Genomic DNA, 22025 nt, shown 5'->3' with positions numbered 1-22025 from the left:
TGCCATGTGGTCGTCGCTGCAATTGACCCCGGAAGAACTGTCGGCGCTGGGGCTATCGCTCAAGGTGGGGTTGTGGTGTACCGCGCTGGTGGCCGGGCCGGGCATCCTGCTCGGCTGGCTGCTGGCGCGGGTGCAGTTCACCGGTAAAGCCATCGTGGACGGCCTGATCCATTTACCGCTGGTATTGCCGCCGGTGGTGCCGGGCTATTTGCTGCTGCTGCTGCTGGGCAAACAGGGGCCGCTCGGACACTGGCTGTACGACATGTGGGGGATCACGCTGGTGTTCACTTGGCAGGGCGCAGTCGTTGCTTCGGCGGTAATGGCGTTGCCATTGATGGTGCGGGCGGTGCGCTTGGCGGTCAGTCTGGTGGAACCCCGGCTGGAAGATGCGGCGCGCACTTTGGGTGCGGGGCCGCTGCGGGTTTGGCTGACCATCACCCTGCCGCTGGCCGCGCCCGGCATTCTGACCGGGCTGGTGCTGGCCTTCGCCCGCAGCCTGGGCGAGTTCGGCGCGACCGTAACCTTTGTCGGTAACGTGGCCGGAGAAACCCGAACTCTGCCACTGGCCATCTACACCTACACCCAAATCCCCGGCGCAGATGGACCGGCATTACGGCTGGTAATCATTTCCATTCTGCTGGCGCTGGCGGCATTATGGCTGAGCGAGTTGGGATCGCGGCGAGTGGAGCGACTATTAGGGAAATAGGAGAAACGAAATGATGAACGCGGTGCTGAAGCCAAGCTATTTAACCGTCTCTGATTTTCTCGATTGGGAAAATGAGCAGGGAACCAAACATGAATTGATCGACGGTGAGATGATTGCGATGACCGGCGGAACTGTCGCCCATGCCAGTCTCATTATGGCTATCGGGGCGCGATTGTTTAATCATCTTCAAGGTACGCCTTGCCGCGCCTTCACTTCCGATCTGAAGGTACAAGCCGCTGAAGACATCTTTTATCCTGATGTCGTCGTCACCTGCGCCCAGCAGGAAAATCAGGATTTGCTTTGCAAAGAACCCAAGCTGATTATCGAAGTCCTGTCCAACTCCACGTCGTACAAGGATCGGCATAAAAAGCGCTTAGCCTATCAGCAAATTGAAAGCCTCGAAGAATACGTGCTGGTCTCTCAGGAAGCGAAACATATCGAGATTTATCGGCGTATGGATGACTGGCAGATTTCTATTTACACCCACGGCACCGTAGAGTTGCGTTCGGTAAAATTTCTATTGCCGATGGATGAGTTGTACGCGGATATTGATTGACCCTCAGTGCCATGCTCGATCTGAATCTCGAATTACGACAAGGCCCGTTCACCCTGCAAGGCCCGCTGACACTCGATCAACCGGTCACTGGGCTGTTTGGTCCCTCCGGTTGCGGTAAAAGCACTCTGCTTCGAGCCATCGCCGGTTTAGCGCGCCCACAAACCGGGCACATCACCCTCAACGGGGAAGTCCTGTTCGATGCTCAACGTGGCATCCATCTGCCGCCCCATCACCGCCGAGTCGGGCTGGTGTTTCAGGACAGCCAGTTGTTCCCGCATCTGTCGGTCGAACACAACCTGCTCTACGGTTTCAAGCGGCTGTCGCCGAAGCAACGGCGTTTCACCTTGGCGCAAATTCTCGACCTGCTGGACATCAGCCACCTGTTGCAGCGCCGCCCGCGCCACCTGTCCGGCGGCGAACGGCAGCGTGTAGCGCTGGGTCGTACTCTGCTCGCATCACCTCGCCTGCTGTTGCTGGATGAACCGCTGGCCGCGCTGGACGAGGGCCGCAAGCAACAGATTCTGCCGTTCCTGCGCCGGGTGCGCGATGAATTGCGCCTGCCGATGCTTTATGTCAGCCACGCGATTAATGAAATCCTGTATCTGACTCCGCATCTGGCGGTGATGGAACAGGGCCGCATTCTGGGTCAGGGACCGTTCTTGGAGGTGATCCGCCAAGACCATATTCTTGGACTGGCGCGCTCGCTGGGGCTGGAAAATGTGTTGCAGGTGACGGTCAGTCGGCACGAACCGGACATCGGCTGCACCACGGTGCATTACGATTATCATGAATTGCATCTGCCACTGTCCGCCCTGCCGCTGGGTACGCCGACCTGGATCGCGCTGCGCGCCACCGATGTTGCTTTGGCGCGTCAGCCTGTGACTGAAATTACCATTCAAAATCAGGTGCCGGGCCGCATTCTTGATCTACGGCGCGTTGCGGACCGCATCGTGGCAGAAGTGGATATTGGCGTGCCGATCCTGGCAGAAATCACCGTCAAAGCGGTTCACGACTTGCGCCTGGCGGAAGGCGACACAGTCTATTGCCTGTTCAAGGCCCGCGCCTGGCACTATCTGGGCGCGGCCTGAGAGATAGATCGCCGGCAGCGGATACCCCAGACTCTAAGCCGCTTCGCATTCCGGCAAGTGATGGATTTGGCTAAAGTGCGTCAGCACCTGCTTCCAGTGCAACGCCTCCTCCGGGTGGTGATGATCATTGGCTGCTTCGATATCGTCGCGGATGATCTGCATTATTTGTAATTCGCCGCCAAGTTTTCCCACCAGACAGCAGCCCATTTCGGCGGCAACAATTTCCGGGAGATGCTCGTGCTGAGCAATGGCTTCGATTTCCTCTTCTTCCAAACCCGTTAATCCTACGCAATCTTCATAAGTCAACATGGCACACCTCGACACATTTGATCCTGACCGACTCCGATCTGGTTGGATTCGGGTGGGTCTGAATCCGGTATTTTCAAACAGGCGGCTTTCCTGCCGGCCCAAAGCGATCTCCTCTTGGGTCGCTGGCAGGCACAAACCCCCAGCGATGGTAGAGCGCGCTAGCGCCAATAAAAAAGCCAGACTACCCTTGTGACCCTGACGTGGATCACTTCCGGCAGTCCGGCTTTCCTGAAATCGTTCCAGGATCCGCGACTTTCCGTCTCTGCCTTACAGCAGGTTCGGCTTTTATCTTCAGGCGAACTATATCACAAAAACCATAAAATTACTAATGATAAATTTCGCTTAGGCTTGAAAAGCAGCGGATGATTGAAGAGTGGCGTCAGATGGGTAACGAAGCGCTGACGGTGTGGGCCGAACGCGGCGCGCAAAAGCCGGCGGTGTTCGCACCGGCGGAGTCGGAGTGGCCAGCGGGCGGTAAAAAAAACGGTATTGGTACGGCCCCTTGGGTCGGATCGAAGTGAGGGAACCGCTCTGGCGCAACGGCAGCGGGATGGAGCGGCCGTTTAGCGCGGTGGCCGGGCTTGAAGTGCCGAGAGAGTTCACTGCCCATGCAACGGGTGATGACGGATTTTGGGGCGGATGAGGCGTTTGGGTCGGGGGCGGCATGGCGGCGTGGCAACATTACGGCAAGGCGCTTGAGGTCAGATCGGACAGAATTGATAGCCAATACCGGTTGCGGTAAGGTAAACAGGAATGAACACGGCCCCGGTAGCGATAATCTACCGGGGCCGTGCTTTTTTGCAGCGGCTTATGGAGACTTCAGTTGACGCCCAGCAGCGCCAGCATGATTCCCCCCGAAATAGCGGTTCCAAACACGCCAGCCAGATTGGGACCCATGGCGTGGAAGATTAGATGGTTGTGCGGATTTTCCTGATTGGCGACGATGTGGGAAACCCGGGCAGCAATGGGAACCGACGCGATCCCGGCGGATCCAATCAACGGATTGATCTTGACCTTCAGGAACAAGTTCATGATCTTGGCGGTGACCACGCCAGAAGCGGTGCCAAACAGGAACGCCAGCAACCCAAGCACGACGATCAGAATTGTATCCCAGTTCAGGAACTTGTCGGCGGCCATGGTGGAGCCGATAGCCACGGTCAGGATGATGATGATGATGTTCATCAGTGCGCCGCCCGCCGTTTTGGGATAGAACAAGCAGTCGTGTCATCAGCCGCCACTGAGCAACCGGAAAACCTGTACCCGCACAGTTTCCGACTATTTGCCTTTCCGACAGGGTTTTCCGCACAAGTTTTTCAGGGCTTCAAAACTGCACGAATGCCTGATGGCTATCCCTGTCGCCAAACACTTGTTTTCCGATACCCAATTAAAATAGTGACTTATCTCAAATGGCGGCAGATAACACGACAGCTCGTTCCACCCCGATCCGCAGTGCCAAGTCGCGCAATTCACCTGGCTCGCGAAATGCGGCCAGAGTGGTATCTGCTTCTTGCCAGTTTTCATCGTAGACATAGCGCCGTGCGGCCAGAGCGAACCGCTCGTATGTGGTTCCTGCGGCGAGATTCAATAACTGGTCAATATCGGCTCGCGTCTCTTCCAGTGCCGCTTGATCGGGCGCGGATTCCTCCAATGCCCTGATGCGATGAGCAAGCGTCCGAATATCCTCCCGAACAATCGCCAGCAGGGTCAGGGTTTCGACCAGCACATCCTTGAGCGCCGCCTCATCCTGGGCGGCCTCAGTACGGCGAATCAGATTCTCAGTGGATTGGTCTTGCAGTTGGCGGGGCATGGCCGGGTTCCTCACGATGCTCGCGGTAGATTTGTGAAACCTTGAGTTTCTACCCGAAGAGCCGTAAAGAAGCCGTAAAAATGGCGGAGCGCCGTGTAAAAATCGTGTAAAAATTGCGGGAGATGGACTGCAACTTGCGCAGGCTATCCTGCCGGTGTCGGCGTTTATCCACACCAGGACTTTCGCTTTCCGTCATTCCCGCGTAGGCGGGAATCCAGTAACTCGCTGAAAAGATTGGATACCCGCTTTCGCGGGTATGACGAATTTATGGGGCTAGCGAAAGTCCTGCACACTACAGACAGGAGGTCCGTGCTACCTCAGGTTGAGGCATCAGCTCAGGCAAAAGCGGTAACCAATACCCGTCTCGGTGAGAAAGTAGCGGGGCCGCGCCGGATTGGCTTCCAGCTTCTGGCGCAGATGGCCCATGTAAATGCGCAGATAGTGGCCGCGTTCCACATAGGCCGGCCCCCAGACTTCCCGCAGTAATTGCCGATGAGTCAGCACCTTGCCGGGTTTGCTGATCAATGCCGCCAGCAAGCGGAACTCAATCAGGGTGAGATGGATGGGTTGGTCATTGCGCAACACCTGCCGACGCTCCAAATCCACGCTGACTTCGCCGAACGTGACGACGGTAGCACCCACCGCATCGCGGGAATGCCGCCGACACACCGCCCGCATTCGCGCCAGCAATTCCGCCACCCCAAACGGTTTGCTCAGGTAATCATCAGCGCCCGCATCCAGCGCGGCCACCTTGTCGTATTCTTCAGATCGCGCCGACAGCACCAGAATCGGGATGACGCTCCAGGCTCGCAGATCACGGATAAAAACCACGCCGTCGCCGTCGGGCAAGCCAAGATCGAGAATGACCACATCCGGCTTGCGAGTGCCCGCTTCGAGCAGACCACGTTGCAAAGTATCGGCTTCATGCACTCGATGACCTTCGGACTCCAGCGCGGCGCGCACAAAACGGCGGATCGCTTGTTCGTCCTCGACGATCAAAATGGTTAGCTGCGTTTCGAGCATGGCATTCATGGGGACTCCGGGGCATCCTCGGTTTCTTCAACCGGTGGCGGCGTTTCCAGCGGCAGGGTAAAGACAAAACTAGCGCCGCCGCTGGCCCGGTTCTCGGCGCGAATTTCCCCGCCGTGCGCCTCGACAATCAACCGGCAGATTGCCAAACCCAAGCCGACCCCCGGCGCCGCCGATTCAGGATGACCACGGGTAAATTTCTCGAATAAAACCTGTTCCCGCCCGGTGGGCAGACCCGGCCCTTCGTCCCAAACTTCGACGATCAGCCGGTCGGCTTCGGTGGATGCGGTCACGCCGATCACGGTTCCGGGCGGCGTGTATTTGGTGGCGTTCTCCAACAGATTCGCCAGCACCCGCTCGATCAGCACCGCATCGCAGTTGACCAGCGGCAGCATCGGATCGAGTTCCAGCCGCAGCGGGTGAGACCGCAACGCCTGTTCCAGAGTGCGCACCGCCGCGCCGACCAATTCTTCCAATGACTGCCAGTCCTTGCGCAATCGCACCCCGCCTGCTTGCAGCTTCGCCATATCCAGCAGATTGTTGACCAGCAGCGACATCCGCACCGCCTGCTGATGGATCGCGGTCAGCGGTTCCGAATGCGGCGATTGCTCGGCGGTCAGTTCCAGCGCCAGCGTTTCCGCCAGCCCGATCAGCGCAGTCAACGGGGTGCGCAAATCGTGCGACAGCGCCGCCAGCAGCGAATTACGCTGCCGCTCCGCTTCCATTTTTACCAGCGTATCGCGGGCAACCGTGACGAAATGCACCCGCTCCAGCGCAATCGCGATCAGGGCGGCGAAGGTGTCCAGCAGGCGGCGCTGTTCCGGGATCAGCAACCAGCGCGGCTGTTCCGGCGCAATCATCAGCACCCCACGGGTGCGCATCGGCGCTTTGAGTGGCAAATACAGGCGGGAAGCGGCGGGCAACGTGTCAGTGCCGATGCCCGCCGGAGCATTGCGGTCGAAACACCATTGGGCGATAGACATATCCGCTTTAGGCCGACCGGGGCGCACCGGCGGCGGCGGCAGGCGGTCATGCTCATCGGGCAGCAGCAGCCGCGCCTTGATCCGGAAACTGGCTTCAACGCAGCGCTCGCCAATTTCCACCACTTGATCCACCACTAGCGCCCCGGACAATTCGCGGGCCATTTCATAGAGATGGCGGGTGCGTTGTTCGCGGGCGCTGGCGACGTAAGCCTGATAGCGGAAGCGGGCGGTGAGCTGGCCGACGATCAGACCGACGATCAGCATCACCAGGAAGGTCAGCAGATATTGCCAGTCGTGAATCGCAAAAGAAAAACGCGGCTCGACGAAAAACACATCGAAGGCGGCGACATTGGCGATTGCGGCCAGCACCGCTGGGCCACGACCGTAGCGCACGGCGGTGCCCACTACGGCCAATAAAAACAGCATGACAATGTTGGCCCGATCAAAGTAGGGCAACAGCGGTGTAGCCAGCAGCGCGGTACCCAGACAGAACACCAACGCCGCGAGGTAGCCATGCAGCACAAACGCCGAATGATTTTGATCGGCGTCACGGGTTGCGCTCTCCTGACGAACAGCGCGACGCGGGGCGTCATTCTGGGCCGTCACCAATAAATCGAGATCGGGAGCCAGCCGGGCAAGCTGTGCAGCGAACGGTTGTTGCCATTGCCACCAGCAGCCGGATCGGCTCCGCCCCACTACCAGTTGCGCCAGTCGGTGTTGACGGGCGTATTCCACCACCGCCAGTGGCGCATCGGTAGCCGCCAAGGTGGCGGTGTGTGCGCCGAGATCCTGGGCGAGTTTGAGGATATTCAGAATGGCTTGGCGACGAGTTTCTGCCAAGCGTTGCAAAGCGGGGGTTTCAACATACAGGGCGTGCCATTCGCAATCCAGCTTGCCCGCCAGCCGACTGGCGGCGCGCACCAGCGTATCCGCGCCGGGTTCTGGGCCAACGCATACCAGCAGCGCCTCACGGGTAGACCGCGCCGAGCCGCCGGCCTGCTGCCGGTAGCTCTGCATCTCGTCGTCCACCTGATCGGCGGTGCGCCGCAGCGCCAGTTCCCGCAGGGCAATCAGATTGCCTTTGCGGAAGAAATTCTCAATGGCGCGTTCGGCCTGATCCGGCAGATAGACCTTGCCTTCCTTGAGCCGCTGCAACAAATCATCCGGCGGCAAATCCACCAGCACCACTTCGTCAGCGACATCGAATACCCGATCCGGCACCGTTTCCCACACCCGGATACCGGTGAGACCACCAACAATGTCGTTGAGGCTCTCCAAATGCTGGACGTTGATCGTGGTGAAAACGTCAATACCAGCGTCGAGCAGCTCCTCAACATCCTGCCAGCGTTTGGGGTGACGGCAACCGGGCGCGTTGCTGTGCGCCAGTTCATCCACCAAGACTAACGCCGGTCGCCGCGTCAAGGCTCCGTCGAGATCGAACTCCCACAGGACTCGATCCCGATGCGGAATTTCCTTGCGGGGCAGGAGTTCGATGCCCTCAAGCAATGCGGCGGTTTCCTTGCGGCCATGCGTCTCCGCCAGTCCAACGACGACATCCAAACCTTGCTCGCGCAACTGGCGGGCAGCCTGCAACATCGCGTAGGTTTTACCGACGCCCGCTGACGCGCCGAAAAAGATTTTCAGCTTGCCGCGCCGGGAACGCGCCTCGTCCTCCTTGATCCGGTTGAGCAACTGATCGGGATCGGGACGGAGGCTATCGGCCATTAAATTTTTCCTTTCATAAAGGGGCCGGTCATCGTCAGTTGACGTGGAATGGGCTTCCTGCCGATTTGCAAAGCGCCGGTTGGAAACCGGGGCAGGATGCCTTAAGCAGTCTCAGGTTTTGCGGCGGGGCTTCCACCAAATCCTGAGCAATACCTTGGTGCGGTCCCACCAGGCCAGCCGCTCGTCGGCCAGAGCTTCCAGAAAGTCGGAAAGGAATTTGGCTTTGGCGACTGCATAGTTGACCAGCAGAATACTGGGAATGAGTACCGCTACAAAAATCAACAGCTTGACCCAAACCGGATTGCTGGTTTCGTCGAAGATGTTCATGCCCAGAAAGCCAGTCGAGACGGTGGCGATCAATCCCAGCGTGGTCACCACGGTCAGCCGCACCACCGTATTGGCCTGCCGCCGCAAGCTGTCGCTGTCCAGATATTGATTCATGTCCTTCACCGCCACGCTGACATCCTGGTAAATCCGGTCGGTGTCGAGATGGCCGGTCAACATCCGAAACAAATCCTTGACTTGGGCCTGATTCGACACCTCATGAAACCAGTAGCGATGAGTGAATCGCAGGAAGGTTTCCATGACCCGGCGAATTTCCCGCTTGAAAAATTTGACCGAATCCACGTCGCGAATATCGAGCTGGCTGATCGCCGCCGCCAGCCATTCTGAAAACAGCATCAAGGTCGCTTTGTGGAAGTGAGCGATCAGATTGACCAGAAAATACTGGTGGCGAAACTGGCCCAGCAGACCGGCTTCCGGATCGGTGAAGAAGCGCTCGCTGGCCTTGCCCACCATCACGAAAGCATGGCCGCAGCATAGATAGCGGCTGCTGAACGCCGGATTGGCGGGGTCCCAGAATTTGTCGTAGCAATACTGATGCTCGAAATGAGTCAGTTCCCGCTCGGAGTAAGGCAGAGTGTCAGAAGGTCCTGCCTTGGTAATGAGCGCCAAGCGGGCGAAATCGCCACGGGTCAGAGCGTGTGGATCGTCGAAGCTGAGGTAGGCCAGCAGCGGCATCCGGTGATATTCAACCTGCCGATACTGCATCACGCCTTCATTATCGGAATGGTACAGAGCCAGTGGCCGCAGCAGATATTCCCAGTGGGCAGCGACGTTGGGGGAGCGATGCCGACAGACGAACGGAAGGTATTGCTGCCGATCCTCATAGTCGGAAACCGCCAGCGTATCGCCGGTCGCCGACAACCACTCCACCCGGCTCGGACACTGCCCGCCCTGCCCGTTGGCCTCCCAAAATCCTGGATAAGCGCGTCCCAGCTTGAACAGCGCCTCCTGGGCCAGCGGCAATGACAGGTCGTTGGCGAAGAACTCCACCGCCAGGATGATGATGTCAATGTCGTAGAAGAAATAGAGGTCAATATGGGCGACCTCAAACACCACCGGCGGCAGTTGATCGTCAAAAACGACTCGCATTCGCTCAATGCCTTGGCGGCGGAAAACCCGAATCGGTGAGTTGCCGTAGCCGGTCAAGCCTTCACGGCCCATGCCCTCGCCATACAGGAAGCGTTGGACATAAGGCAGAAAAGTGATGAACTCCTTGTAGTGCCGCTCTTTGAAATCGGCGGGATCGCCGAATTCATCCGCGACCTCCCGCCACGGACATTGTTCGCCTAACGCTTCCAGCAGTTCCCAGTATCTGGAGATATGGGTTCCTTCCGCCTGGCCGGGGATCACCCGCAACGGCCAGAGCAGAATCTGGCGGAAATGGCGGACTACGGGAGCAGCAGATGAGGTCGGTTCGCTCACTGGGTCGCTCTCTGATTCATTTCCGGCGCAGGTTCATCCGGGTCGGCGCAGCGGGATAAGGCTTGTCGCCCATCAGCCCTTTCCAGAGAATGCGGTTGTAAGTCGCGAAATCGAAGCGATCTTCCACCGAAAAATCCATTCCCTTGGTGACTTGCGCCCAGTACTCCGCATCGTGCGTGGGCTTTGGCACAGCCAGATTGTCCTCCTTGGGCGGCAGGGGCAGTTGCGTATTGTAGAGAAACGCCGAGGGAACGGCGCTAAAGCTCCACGGACTCGGCGTTGTCTGGAAAAGGTCGGCCATGGGCGTGGCGAGCGCGTCGTTCAGGTTCATCGGCGGAAGGCCCAGAACCTCTTCAATCGTGCGCAAGAAGTTGATGGTGTTGTACTGCGAGGAGACTACCGCGCCTCGCTTCACGTAGGCGCCCGCTACGAACGCTATCGTGCGGTGCGAATCGACATGGTCGCCGCCATCCTGCGCGTCGTCTTCAATGACAAAGATCAGCGTGTCGTTCGCGTACCTGCTGTTTGCAATTTTCTCAATCAGCAAGCCAACCGCGTAATCGTTATCGGCTTGCTGTAGCTCCGGGGTATTCACGCCGTCAATCGCGGTATCGAAGTTTCCGGTGTGATCGTGCATGAGGCGAACCAGGCTCAACGAAGGCAGACCGCCACTGGCGTATTGGGTATCGAACTCTCGTTCCCACTCCTTGTAACGGTAATAATCTGGAAACGTATTGTCGAAACCGCGAAAGTACGGATCGGTGTGCGGGGCGAGGGACGCGCTCGATGGGTAAGCCACAGTGGTGCGGGTTGCGGCCGGATTTTTCAGCAGCGGAATGCTGTAGGCGGAGTCTTGGGGGAAGGCATAGCGGGTCAAATCCACAAAAAAACCGTAGTTGCGAACCGTGAGCTTCGCCCGCAGCGCAGCGTCCCACAAATAGCCGGTATTCACTTCGTTGTCCGGCCCATCCGGCGCAGCCACATCGGTTTGGCCCGGCAACAGATCCGGATCGTCCGGCGTCAGAGGATTGGCGGCCTGACGCGCTTTGACCGTCGGAAGGGCCACATTCACACTACGATTCGTGCCCTCCGAATCCAAGCTGAGGCCGCGTCCCGCGTAGGCCACCGGGAATTGGCGTTCGATCACGTCGGGGGCGCGAGCCGAAGTACTCCACGGCCAGCCGTCATTGCTGGTTTCGGCGGTGGCGTAGAAGTTGTCGAGCGTGACGAAGGTTCGCGCCAGGTTATGCTGGTTCGGCGTGAGCGCCTCGCCAAACTCGGCCAAATCGGGATCGCCGTTGCCGATTTCCAGATCACCCAGAATCTGGTCGTAAGTCCGGTTTTCCTTGATAATGTAGATCACGTGTTTGACGCCCTGACGCACCGCCGCCATGACCGCAGCGTCGTCGACGCTCACGGTGCTGGAGAACCGGTTGTTGGTGGCGACCTGCGCCGTCAGCGTCGTGAGCTGCCCCATGTCGGGGAGCGGGAAGCTCTGGAGGCCGGCTTTAATCAACTGGGGATTGTACTGGTTCGCCGCCCAGCAATTTTCGTGCGTCGGCGGGCCGGAGCCATAGCACCAGCCGGGATTTGAACCCGTCGGCGACTTGCCGTTGACCACGTAAACCATCGACGACTTGCCATTGGCGCTGAAGCTCACCGAGTTTGGGTACCAGCCGGTCGGAATGAGACCCACGACCTGGCCGCCGCCACCGGTTCCGCCGAGTTCCACCACCGCGATGAAATTCAGATTGCCATTCGTCACATAGAGTTGCTTTTCGTCCGGCGAGAGCGTCGCGCTATTGGGGTTTGCGCCGGTGTAGCGCGCCAGCGCGGGAGGCAACACCGACGCGGGCATGACCGGGATGGTTTCGAGGATCGCGTGGGTTGCAGTGTCGATCACATCAACCGTATCCGACTGGTCTTCGACGACGTACAGGAGCGACTGGGCCTTGTTCAGCGTCATCTTGTTCGGTTGGCCTTTCACGGGGATCCGGGCCGTGACCGTCGGCACCCCCCCGCTCAGATCCACCACCACGATCTCGCGGTCGCGAATGCTGGACACATACGCGGTCGCGGTCGGTCCGTTACCCTTCACGACCACCCAAAACGGATATTCACCGCCCGGCGTGCCCGCCTGGGCGGCGTCGCTTTTGCCGGGGCGCAGGTCGAGTTCGGTTCCCGGTGACCAGTTGCCGTAGCCTCCGGTGAACACCGTGATCGAGTCGTTGTAGTAATTCGCCACCACCAGCGTCTGGCCATCCTTTGAAATCGCCACGCCGGCGGCGCAAGGCTTCACGGCAACTTGGGTGTTGACCTCGACCAGCGGGCTGTCAGGCGGCACGTCAAGGCCGAGGCCAAGGCCCTTGCTGTGGCCCAAGGCCAGGAAATTTCCGGGCTGTTCCCCCCAAGTTCCGGTGGCGCTCCGAGTAATGATGTGGATCTTATCATCCTGGCCGCCGGCCACGTAAAAAGCCCAGCCGGATGGATCGAAGGCAATCCCGTTGTAGGTATTGGGGATCTGCACGACTTGCTTCTTGATCGGCGCAGGTGTCGAAATGTCGTAGATGAACACGTACTCATTCGAGTCCTGGGCCTCCGGCGCCTGGCTGTCGGTATTGAAGACACGGTTGTAGCCGCTGGTCAGAACCAGCAGGGTCTTTTGATCCGGACTCACCACGGTGGTGACCGCTTGCCCGGCCAGCCAGGCGGGATTGTCAGGCAGATCGGGGTTCATCGGTACGAACCGGGAACCGGGGGGCGCTAGCGGCGTAATCTGCTGGCCCAGATTGGGCAGGTCCTGTTGGCCCAGATTGGGCAATCCCGGTTGGCCGAGGATATGGATGTCGGACTGCGCATGGGACAGTCCGCCCGAGAGGATCAGCGCAAACATCAGGCCGACCGCTGAAAGCAAGAACCGCTCGCGAACTTCAAGCTTACTCATTAGCTTTAGACTCCATGGTCTGATGCCGTGAAAGAACAGAGAAGTCGCTAGGGTCAGCCCTTTCAAGGTGTAAAAATACAACATTGAAAATCAATAAGTTGAATTTAACCTCGAACCCTCTTCTTAGCCAAACCCGATGTTAGGCCGAGTCGGGTAACAGAGAATCAGGCGGTTACGTCAACCATCAACTGAGCACCTTGAAAGGGCTGGTCGCTAGGGTCAACCTCAAACACCACTGGCGACGATTAGTCGTCCTAACTCTATGGCTTGGGTTGCAAACCATCCAGCGCCAGATTGAGTTCCAGCACCTTCACTCGCGGTTCGCCAAAAACGCCCCACTGCCGATCTTCGGTGTGCTGCGCCACTAAAGTTTGCACCGCGTCCAGTTTCAAGCCGCGCACCCGCGCCACTCGCGCCGCCTGATACGCGGCAGCCGCCGGGCTGATCTGCGGATCAAGACCGCTGGCCGAAGTGGTGACCAAATCCACCGGCACCGGCGCGCTATTGCCCGGATCGGCTTCGCGTAACGCCTTGACCCGACCTGCCACCGCGTCATGCAACGCTGGATTCAGCGGCCCCAGATTGGAACCGCTGGAAGCCGCCGCATTATACGGATAGGGTCCGGTCGCCGACGGTCGGCCCCAGAAGTATTTCGGATCGGTGAAGTTCTGGCCGATCAGCCGCGAACCGATCACTTTGCCGTCGCGCTGGATCAGGCTGCCCGCCGCTTGCGCCGGAAACAGGGCTTGGCCGATGCCGGTCACTGCCAGCGGATAAATCAGGCCGGTGATGATGGTCAGCAGGATGAACAGGCTTAACGCGGGGCGAATCAGGGTTTTCATTATAATCTCCAAGCTTCAGATAAAGAAAGTTCCAAATTCAGGTTCCAAGTGGGACAACTCAAATGCGCAAAAAAAATATCGAGGGTCTACGACCTTGCAACACATGCGGTGACGCGCTGCCACCAAACGCTGAACACTTTTACCAAAAGAAAAATGGTAATTTAAGTTCCGAATGCCGGTCATGTTTCCGTGAAAGAAGTTCACGCAATCAAAAGAAACGGCATCATGCTGGAGGCATTGATTATCACTTGGCGTATATCGCTCGTGCTATGCGACAAAGAGCACGAAAGCACAAGATAGTATATGACATTGATAGGGATTTCTTGCAATTACTATTGGAATCACAGAGAGGTCTATGCGCAATCAGCAGGATTCCTCTCACTTTTATTAAAGGATCAGGCCACATCTCTACAAACGCCAGCATTGATCGAATTGATCCAAAACAAGGGTACAGCAAAGATAATGTTCAACTTTTAGCGTTTCAAGTGAATACCATGAAATCAAATCTCAGTGTTGAGCAACTCGTATTTTGGTGTAAATTAGTACTTAATGATCAAGATTCGACTTAATTGCAGAAAGGCACATAAACACATATTTGCATTAAAAATGTGTCTCAAAGAAAGTTTTTTCTTCGAGACACCCACTAAAAAAATTCACTCTAAACCAAACCCAGAGTAGACAACATCAAGTCAATGGCCTTGATGCCAATAAAAGGCGTAATAATTCCCCCCAATCCATAAATCAGCAAGTTCTTACGCAGCAAGGCTGCTGCCCCTAGAGGTTGATATTTTATGCCCCTTAATGCGAGCGGAATCAGAAACACGATGATGATTGCGTTAAAGATCACCGCCGAGATAATCGCGCTCTCCGGCGAAGTCAATCTCATCACGTTGAGTGCGTTGAGTTGTGGATAGGTAGTAACAAAAGCCGCCGGGATAATCGCAGCGTACTTAGCAATGTCGTTTGCCATCGAGAACGTCGTCAGGGCACCCCGGGTCATCAACATCTGCTTACCGGTCTCGACGATCTCGATCAGCTTGGTAGGATTGGAGTCCAAATCCACCATATTGCCGGCTTCCTTCGCCGCCTGAGTGCCGGTGTTCATCGCCACCGCCACGTCGGCTTGCGCCAGCGCCGGAGCGTCATTGGTGCCGTCTCCAGTCATCGCTACCAGCCGCCCTTCGGCCTGATGCTGGCGAATCAGCGCCAATTTTGCCTCCGGCGTCGCTTCAGCCAGAAAATCGTCCACTCCGGCTTCGGCGGCGATGGCGGCGGCAGTCAGCCGGTTGTCGCCGGTGATCATCACCGTCTTGATCCCCATCCGCCGCAGTTCGGCGAAACGCTCCTTGATCCCGCCCTTCACAATGTCCTTGAGTTCGATCACGCCAAACACTTTCGCGCTGTCGGCTACCACCAAGGGCGTACTGCCCCGACGAGCCACATCGTCCACCGCCCGCGCCACCGGCTCCGGGAAATGACCGCCCGCCGCTTCGACCAGTTGGCGAATTGCTTCCGCTGAACCTTTGCGAATCTGCCGACCATCCAGATTGACGCCGCTCATCCGGGTTTGCGCCGAAAAGTGGATAAAGGTCGCTCCAAGCGCGTGAATATCCCGTTCCCGCAAATTAAAACGCTGCTTGGCGAGAATGACCACGCTGCGCCCTTCCGGGGTTTCATCGGCCAAGGACGCCAGTTGCGCGGCATCGGCCAGTTCTACTTCGAGAATGCCGGGGGCGGGTAGAAACGCAAAGGCTTGGCGATTGCCAAGCGTAATGGTGCCGGTCTTGTCGAGCAGCAATACGTCTACATCGCCTGCCGCCTCGACCGCACGACCGGAAGTCGCGATCACATTGGCCTGCATCATCCGGCTCATCCCCGCCACGCCAATCGCTGACAGCAAGCCTGCTATCGTGGTCGGAATCAGGCAGACCAGCAGCGCGATCAGCACGGTGATGGAAACCGGCGAACCCGCTTTCGCCGCCTCCACGCTGAACAGCGAAAACGGCAGCAGGGTCACCGTCACGACCAGGAAAATAATGGTCAGCGCCACTAACAGAATCGTCAATGCGATTTCATTAGGCGTCTTCTGGCGCTTGGCCCCTTCCACCATCGCGATCATTCGGTCGAGAAACGCCTCGCCGGGATTCACCGTCACCCGCACCACGATCCAGTCGGACAACACGCTGGTGCCGCCGGTGACCGCGCTGAAATCGCCGCCGGATTCACGGATCACCGGGGCGGATTCGCCGGTAATGGCGCTTTCATTGACCGAAGCCACGCCCTCAATCACTTCGCCGTCCGCCGGAATCATGTCACCGGCTTCAATCAACACCACATCGCCGCGCCGCAACTCAGATCCGGCGATTAAATCCACTGGCGAACCGTAGCGCGGTTCCCACAGTTTTTTGGCGACTACGATTTTTTTGGCCCCGCGCAGCGATGCCGCCTGAGCCTTGCTGCGGCCTTCGGCTAGTGCTTCGGCGAAATTGGCGAACAGCACGGTAAACCACAGCCACAGCGCGACGGCGAGGATAAAGCCGGCGGGCGCTTCGCCATGGCCGTCCAAGGCTTGCACCCACAGCACCGTGGTCAGAATGCTGCCGATGTAAACCACGGACATCACCGGGTTACGCCATTGAATACGCGGGTCCAGTTTTTTGAAGGCGTCAACGACGGCGGGTTTCGCCAGCGCTGGATCAAACATGGAAAGCGTTGGGTGCGACATGGTTTCTTTCATCCTCTCTCAAAAATCAGGGATCGTCGTTCAGAGATCCAAATTGCTCCGGGCGCGATTGATCATTTTTTTAACTGCTGAATTTGCCTTGATCCCCAACAGTTTCATGGTCGGGTGTTGTTCCGCAAAGACTCGGAAAATTTCATCTGCAAAAGACTGGCCTATGGATTCCACCCCATGAAAATCGAACAGCACCGTCTCAAACCGGTCAATTCTGGATAACAGCCGCTTGGCCTGAGAACGAGACACCAGATGCTCATCGCCGTATTGCGCCAGCTTTACCGGAACCACGGTTTTGGTAAATCCATAGTCATTCCCTGAACTGAATTCATCAAAAACTTTTTTGGTGGTTCTAGTCGTGTCATTATTAAGCTTCATCCACACCGAGGTTCCAGACGAAAATTGCTCTCTTTCCATGATCCAATCCTCTTTATCGTCAAATCGGTGCGAAAAATAGACTCCCCCGGACATGACTCCAAAATGGTCAAACATCCGGGAAGCAAAGAAAATTCCTTCTCCAGTGTGACGTGCTGGATCAGTCGTCAGTTTTCCTTTAGCCAGTTCCAGCACTGCATGGCGCTCATCCATTAAATCCAGAGCCATTTGTATTTTCTTGAAAATGCCAACACCGTTATCGTAGATTGCGATTTCGGTGGCAACTGCCGTTTTATTCAGGTTAATACTAACCCAGGTACCCTCAGAATGATCAATGACATTATTAAACATTTCGGTAAATCCATAATGCCAAATATCCAAAATATTCTGAGGCGCTTGGCCGATCAGAATAGCAATATCTTCTCTCCAAATCCGATCCTCTTCCAAAATTTCAGCCAGCGAATATAATTTACGCCAATCAATCAATGGCGTTAATTGGTACCGACGGCTTCTGGTATTGCCGCTCTGATTAAGAACACCTTCGCCAATGAGTTTTTGAAGATGTTTATTCACAGCCTGGCGGCTGATATTGAATTTTTCAGCCGTAATACTCGTGATATCCGCCGGATGTTTCTCCACACACTCAAGAATGAATCGCCTTACAGCTTCGCCGCGCACCTGTACCCTAGTCATCGGAAAACACCTCATATTGACAACTTTATAAAAGATTATTGTCAACTTTAATCTTTGTCGGTGTCAATCTTTGGTTTGAGGTGTTTCCTCAGCCCAACCCTCTTCGCATGGGAGAGGGGGTTAATGGTTTCAGTGCCCAGTCCACAGCATGAAATGCTCGACTACCGGCCCCAAGGCCAGCGCGGGGACATAGTTGAGCAGACCCACCAGCAGCACCGTGCCGATCAGCAAGCTGATGAACAGCGGCCCGTGAGTGGGCATGGTTCCCACCGTGACCGCAATGCGCTTTTTCGCTGCCAGCGAACCGGCGATAGCCAGCACTGGCACGATGACGCCGAAGCGGCCAAACCACATCGCAATAGCCAGCATCACGTTATAAAACGGCGTATTCGCCGAGAGTCCAGCGAAGGCGCTGCCGTTATTGTTGCCCGCAGAGCTGAAGGCGTAGAGAATTTCCGAGAAACCATGCGACCCAGGATTAAGAATGCCAGCCCGTCCGTCGGCGCTCATCACCGCAATAGCGGTTCCGGCCAACACTAATAACGGTGTCACCAGAATCGCTATTGAAACCATCTTCATTTCAAAGGATTCGATCTTCTTGCCCAGATATTCCGGGGTGCGGCCAATCATCAACCCAGCAATAAAGACAGCCATGATTGCGAATACCAGCATCCCATAGAGACCGGAACCGACCCCGCCAAACACCACTTCCCCCAATTGCATCAGCACCAGCGGAATCATTCCGCCAAGCGGCGTAAACGAATCGTGCATGGCAATCACCGCGCCGCAGGAAGCCGCAGTGGTAATGGTGGCGAATAGCCCAGAGTCGGCGATGCCGAAACGCGCCTCCTTACCTTCCATATTGCCGCCGGCCTGGGTCGCGCTGACAGTTTGATCGACGCCGGCGGCGGCGAACAGCGGATTGCCCTGCTGCTCGAAGGTGATCGTTGCAACCGCCATGACTACAAACAGGATGGTCATGGCGGCGAGTACGGCCCAGCCCTGGCGGGTGTCGCCCACCATGCGGCCAAAGGTGTAGCACAGCGCCCCCGGAATGATAAAAATCGACAGCATCTGGAAAAAGTTGGTGAGCGGCAACGGATTTTCAAAGGGATGCGCCGAGTTGGCGTTAAAAAAGCCGCCGCCATTGGTGCCGAACATCTTAATGGCTTCCTGCGAAGCGACCGGACCCATCGCCAGAGTCTGGGTTTGAATAGCGACAGGCTCGGTTACTGCATTGCCTTCGGCATCTTTGATGGCTTGACCAGCGGCATCCAATTTCGGTGTTTCATAGGCGGTAATGTCTATGGTCGTCATATTCTGATAGGCGGAAAAATTCTGAATCACGCCCTGGCTGACCAGAAACACTGCGAATAGCAGCGACAACGGCAACAGCACATAAAACGTAATCCGCGTCAAATCAACCCAGGCATTGCCGATGCTCTTTACGGTGTGGCGGGCAAAGCCACGAATCAGCGCAATGACGACAACGATGCCGGTCGCCCCCGACAGGAAATTTTGTACGGCCAGCGTGAGCATCTGGGTGAGATAGCTCATGGTTGATTCGCCGGCGTAACCCTGCCAGTTGGTGTTGGTGACAAAACTGATGGCGGTGTTAAACGCGGAATCAGGACTGACATTGGCGAACTGCTGCGGATTCAGCGGCAGCCAGAGTTGAAACCGTTGCAGCGCATAAACCGCCAGCACCCCCAACCCATTGAACAGCAGCAGGGCGAGCGCGTAGTGCAACCAGCCCATCTCTTCGTCCTTGCGGACGCCGCAGAGGCGATAAATCGCCGATTCGATGGGACCACCGAGACGCAACGCCAGAATGGGACGACCAGCCATGACCTCTGCGATATAAATACCGAGCGGTTTGACCAGCGCCAGGAGAACCAGCAGATAGATCCCGAGGAGCAACCAAGCATGTGGAGTCATCATAAATCCTCTGCTTTGAGCAGGGCCACAATGAGATAGATCAGCAACCCGACCGAGATGATGCCGCTGAGAATGTAGAGCCAAGTCATTGTGCGCCTCCCAGTTTTGCACAGCCGACCGCGAGGCCGGTGATCAGTATAAAAAATAGAGATATTCCAGCGAGATAAACGAGGTCCATCGGGCGCCTCCGCACGTTAAGTGATGATGCGATGGAGCATGAGTGGATGGCTAATGCAGTCAGCGCCTCCGGGCTAGCCAGGCGCAGAGTTCAATCAAAAAGGTCATCAACAGGAAAAAACCTAGCATGACGCCCAGCATAAATAGATCGTCCATGGCGCACCTCCACACACAGTTTAGATGCTATGGATCATAGGGAGACAGATCAAAAAATGGTGCAAAAAAACGTGGGTATCGTGTAAAAATGGCGTAAACGCCACTGGTCGAGGTTACGGCGCTGAGAGGCGGGTTTAGCTATTGAATATGGCGCCTTTAACAAGGGATTAGACCCAGGACTTTCGCCAAGCCCCTTAAATTCATCATACCTGCAAAAGCGGGTATCTAATATTTTCAGTGGCTTACTGGATTCCCGCTTACGCGGGAATGACAAAAAGTGAAAGTCCTGAGATCAAAAAAACAGTGTGCAGAAACCAGGCAAATTAACTGCATCATCAAAGTAGCGGCTCATGATTAGGCGCTCAACCATGAGCCGCGTAATAAACCGAGATTAAATGCTTAATGAATCAATCTGTTCATAGGCATTCTTAAGCCACATCTTGACCCGCTGCCTTTCCAGCAGACCCAAACCCGTGGCATCCTGTTCTGCTTTATGCTTAGCCGCCCAGAAACTGGTATTGCTGGCATCAATCTTCATCACTACCGCTTCGTGCAGTTTCTTGATCGAAATGATCCTGGCGTTCAATTCCAGCGCTCGCTCTTTTTCTCCAGACCGTTCAAATAAATCGAAGCGGTCACCGTGTATTTGGTTCAGGACGAGAATATAGCCAAGGCGTGGACCGAATCGATCCAGCAACTTTTTAAGCAAGTCCACCGAGTCCTTACCGGAATCCATGACATGCCAGTAGCGGATAGCAATGCCCCACTCGTCTGCTATTTCCATCACCCCGGATTCATCCAGCCATTTCACCAATGGATCATGGGTTTGGGCGGCGAGATCAACCAGAATGCGTATTTCTGGATTCTCGGTAGCGGTTTCCACCATCGTATCCAGACTTTCGTAACGATCAATCGCTACCGGCGCGGCATAGTCCGAGTAAAAGCGCAGGAGTGAACGGTGTGATCGATCCGTATCAAAACCTCGAAATGGAATTTCCTTATCAATCAGGTATTGCGCAATAACTCGCGCTACCATGGATTTACCAACTCCGCCCTTTTCGCCGCCGACGAGATGAATATTAGCCATCATTAACTCCATTGGTCTCAAGATAAAAACTCAGGACTTTCGCCAAACCCGCAAATTCGTCATACCCGCGAATGCGGGTATCCAATCTGTTCAGCGATTTACTGGATTCCCGCTGACGCGGGAATGACGGAAAGCGAAAGTCCTGAAACTATTACCGCTCATCTTCCGAAGAGTGGAAGATTTTATAAAGCTGTTAAATTATAAACACTCTCAATAAGAACGCAATATATTGTTGTTTTTGTTATTATTATGGGACTCATTGTTGCGATGAAGGTTTAACACACATGTCTCCGTTCCTGATTCACCCCCAGCTCGCAGCCGACTGTCGGATTCTGGGTCGGCTCCGGCACAGTTATGTGCTGCTACACAAAAATGCGGTCGTAAGCTGGTTCATTCTGGTTCCAGAAACCGAAGCGTTGGAGTTTCTGGAACTGCCCGAATCGCTTCAGATTCCGGTACTCCAGGAATGCAGCCGCATCGCCGGATTCATCCGCCAGCAAACCCCCTCGACCAAGATCAATTTCGCCGCCATCGGCAATGTTGTCCCACAGTTGCACCTGCATGTAGTTGGCCGGCGCCCAACGGACCCCTGTTGGCCCCGACCGGTGTGGGGCCACCTGAGCGAGCAGCGGGATTACTCGATGGCTGAAGTAGCCGGAATCGTAGACCGGCTGAGCCGGTTGATCGGCCTGATGCCCATGTCCTGAGCGATGCTGCTGATCGAGATTACTTTGCTTCGCTAGCAGAGCTGGAAGAGGGCGGCAGCGCGCGCGCCCAAGCAGCCAGCGCCCGGATGTGATCGGGAGTGGTGCGGCAGCAGCCGCCGATGATGCGAGCGCCGCAGGCGTACCACTCCCGCGCCTGCTCGGCAAAAGTCGCGCCGGAACCAGAACCGCGCCAATCGCGGCGAGCGGCGTCGTAGACCTCCCCCGAGTTCGGGTAAACCACAATCGGCTTTTGGGTGGCGCTGCGAATGGCGCGCACCAGATCGGGAATGTAGCGCGGGGCGGAGCAGTTCACGCCCACCGCCGCGACTTGCGGATAGGCGTCGAGCCAGGCGGCGCAATCGGCCAGAGATCGGAAGAGCGTCGTGTAGGGAAAGAGTGTAG

At 56.6% G+C, this 22025-nt stretch carries 18 protein-coding genes, 1 pseudogene and 1 riboswitch; of the genes and pseudogenes, 5 read left to right on the top strand and 14 right to left on the bottom strand.

What is annotated here, in order from left to right; all coding sequences use genetic code 11:
* Window positions 1-4: 4 nt before the first annotated feature.
* The 3 genes from modB to modC are packed head-to-tail and all read left to right on the top strand — an operon-like array spanning window position 5 to window position 2350.
* The gene (modB, locus tag BN874_RS14110; protein ID WP_034434614.1) at window positions 5-706 is read left to right on the top strand and encodes a molybdate ABC transporter permease subunit; all 702 of its coding nucleotides are present in this window, start codon (window positions 5-7) and stop codon (window positions 704-706) included.
* A 10-nt stretch (window positions 707-716) separates the two neighbouring features.
* Window positions 717-1262: a Uma2 family endonuclease gene (locus tag BN874_RS14105; protein ID WP_081756411.1), complete on the top strand. Its 546-nt coding sequence runs from the start codon at window positions 717-719 to the stop codon at window positions 1260-1262.
* The gene (gene modC / locus BN874_RS14100; protein ID WP_230314446.1) at window positions 1259-2350 is read left to right on the top strand and encodes a molybdenum ABC transporter ATP-binding protein; all 1092 of its coding nucleotides are present in this window, start codon (window positions 1259-1261) and stop codon (window positions 2348-2350) included. Before BN874_RS14105 ends, modC begins: the two co-directional genes overlap by 4 nt.
* A 33-nt stretch (window positions 2351-2383) precedes the next feature.
* On the opposite strand, the gene BN874_RS14095 is transcribed toward modC, so the two are convergent.
* Entirely contained in the window at window positions 2384-2659 is a 276-nt protein-coding gene (locus BN874_RS14095; RefSeq protein ID WP_034434609.1) for a hypothetical protein, read from the bottom strand.
* 210 nt (window positions 2660-2869) lie between these two features.
* Window positions 2870-2952, bottom strand: a riboswitch (cyclic di-GMP riboswitch).
* A gap of 69 nt (window positions 2953-3021) precedes the next feature.
* Between BN874_RS14095 and BN874_RS24655 the strand changes: the two genes are divergently transcribed.
* Entirely contained in the window at window positions 3022-3180 is a 159-nt protein-coding gene (locus BN874_RS24655; RefSeq protein WP_154724947.1) for a hypothetical protein, read from the top strand.
* Between the two features lie 298 nt (window positions 3181-3478).
* On the opposite strand, the pseudogene BN874_RS14090 reads toward BN874_RS24655, so the two are convergent.
* The 12 genes and pseudogenes from BN874_RS14090 to BN874_RS14040 all read right to left on the bottom strand — a co-directional run.
* Window positions 3479-3862 (bottom strand): annotated as a pseudogene (locus BN874_RS14090) (sodium ion-translocating decarboxylase subunit beta); the annotation flags it as partial.
* Between the two features lie 199 nt (window positions 3863-4061).
* Window positions 4062-4466, bottom strand: a complete 405-nt coding sequence (locus BN874_RS14085; protein WP_034434607.1) for a hypothetical protein — start codon at window positions 4464-4466, stop codon at window positions 4062-4064.
* A 330-nt stretch (window positions 4467-4796) separates the two neighbouring features.
* Window positions 4797-5489 carry a two-component system response regulator KdpE gene (gene kdpE / locus BN874_RS14080; RefSeq protein ID WP_034434674.1) on the bottom strand — a complete coding sequence of 231 codons (693 nt, stop codon included), beginning with the start codon at window positions 5487-5489 and terminating at the stop codon, window positions 4797-4799.
* Between the two features lie 5 nt (window positions 5490-5494).
* On the bottom strand, window positions 5495-8203 hold the full coding sequence (kdpD, locus tag BN874_RS14075) for a two-component system sensor histidine kinase KdpD (protein ID WP_034434605.1): 2709 nt from the start codon (window positions 8201-8203) through the stop codon (window positions 5495-5497).
* Between the two features lie 111 nt (window positions 8204-8314).
* Window positions 8315-9970, bottom strand: a complete 1656-nt coding sequence (locus BN874_RS14070; protein ID WP_034434604.1) for a hypothetical protein — start codon at window positions 9968-9970, stop codon at window positions 8315-8317.
* 16 nt (window positions 9971-9986) lie between these two features.
* The gene (locus tag BN874_RS14065) at window positions 9987-12914 is read right to left on the bottom strand and encodes a bifunctional YncE family protein/alkaline phosphatase family protein (RefSeq protein ID WP_230314445.1); all 2928 of its coding nucleotides are present in this window, start codon (window positions 12912-12914) and stop codon (window positions 9987-9989) included.
* Between the two features lie 260 nt (window positions 12915-13174).
* Entirely contained in the window at window positions 13175-13756 is a 582-nt protein-coding gene (gene kdpC, locus BN874_RS14060; protein ID WP_034434602.1) for a potassium-transporting ATPase subunit KdpC, read from the bottom strand.
* 658 nt (window positions 13757-14414) lie between these two features.
* Window positions 14415-16481: a potassium-transporting ATPase subunit KdpB gene (gene kdpB / locus BN874_RS14055; protein WP_034434670.1), complete on the bottom strand. Its 2067-nt coding sequence runs from the start codon at window positions 16479-16481 to the stop codon at window positions 14415-14417.
* A 39-nt stretch (window positions 16482-16520) separates the two neighbouring features.
* On the bottom strand, window positions 16521-17558 hold the full coding sequence (locus BN874_RS14050) for an STAS-like domain-containing protein (protein ID WP_034434599.1): 1038 nt from the start codon (window positions 17556-17558) through the stop codon (window positions 16521-16523).
* A 129-nt stretch (window positions 17559-17687) separates the two neighbouring features.
* Window positions 17688-19496 carry a potassium-transporting ATPase subunit KdpA gene (gene kdpA, locus BN874_RS14045; protein WP_034434597.1) on the bottom strand — a complete coding sequence of 603 codons (1809 nt, stop codon included), beginning with the start codon at window positions 19494-19496 and terminating at the stop codon, window positions 17688-17690.
* The gene (kdpF, locus tag BN874_RS23765; RefSeq protein ID WP_081756410.1) at window positions 19496-19585 is read right to left on the bottom strand and encodes a K(+)-transporting ATPase subunit F; all 90 of its coding nucleotides are present in this window, start codon (window positions 19583-19585) and stop codon (window positions 19496-19498) included. The genes kdpA and kdpF overlap by 1 nt, the downstream gene beginning before the upstream one ends.
* A 635-nt stretch (window positions 19586-20220) precedes the next feature.
* Window positions 20221-20916, bottom strand: coding sequence for a P-loop NTPase family protein (locus tag BN874_RS14040; protein ID WP_034434595.1), 696 nt, complete (start codon window positions 20914-20916; stop codon window positions 20221-20223).
* 284 nt (window positions 20917-21200) lie between these two features.
* Between BN874_RS14040 and BN874_RS14035 the strand changes: the two genes are divergently transcribed.
* Window positions 21201-21623 (top strand): HIT family protein, encoded by a 423-nt coding sequence (locus tag BN874_RS14035; protein ID WP_034434593.1) that lies wholly within the window; start codon window positions 21201-21203, stop codon window positions 21621-21623.
* A 19-nt stretch (window positions 21624-21642) separates the two neighbouring features.
* Here BN874_RS14035 and BN874_RS14030 read toward each other — a convergent pair.
* Window positions 21643-22025 (bottom strand): homocysteine S-methyltransferase family protein (locus BN874_RS14030; protein ID WP_034434591.1); only part of this gene is annotated, 383 nt, incomplete at its 5' end.

This window comes from Candidatus Contendobacter odensis Run_B_J11 (assembly GCF_000531125.1).
In the GTDB taxonomy this organism is placed as follows: domain Bacteria; phylum Pseudomonadota; class Gammaproteobacteria; order Competibacterales; family Competibacteraceae; genus Contendibacter; species Contendibacter odensensis.
This window is presented reverse-complemented; position numbering and strand designations above follow the sequence as displayed.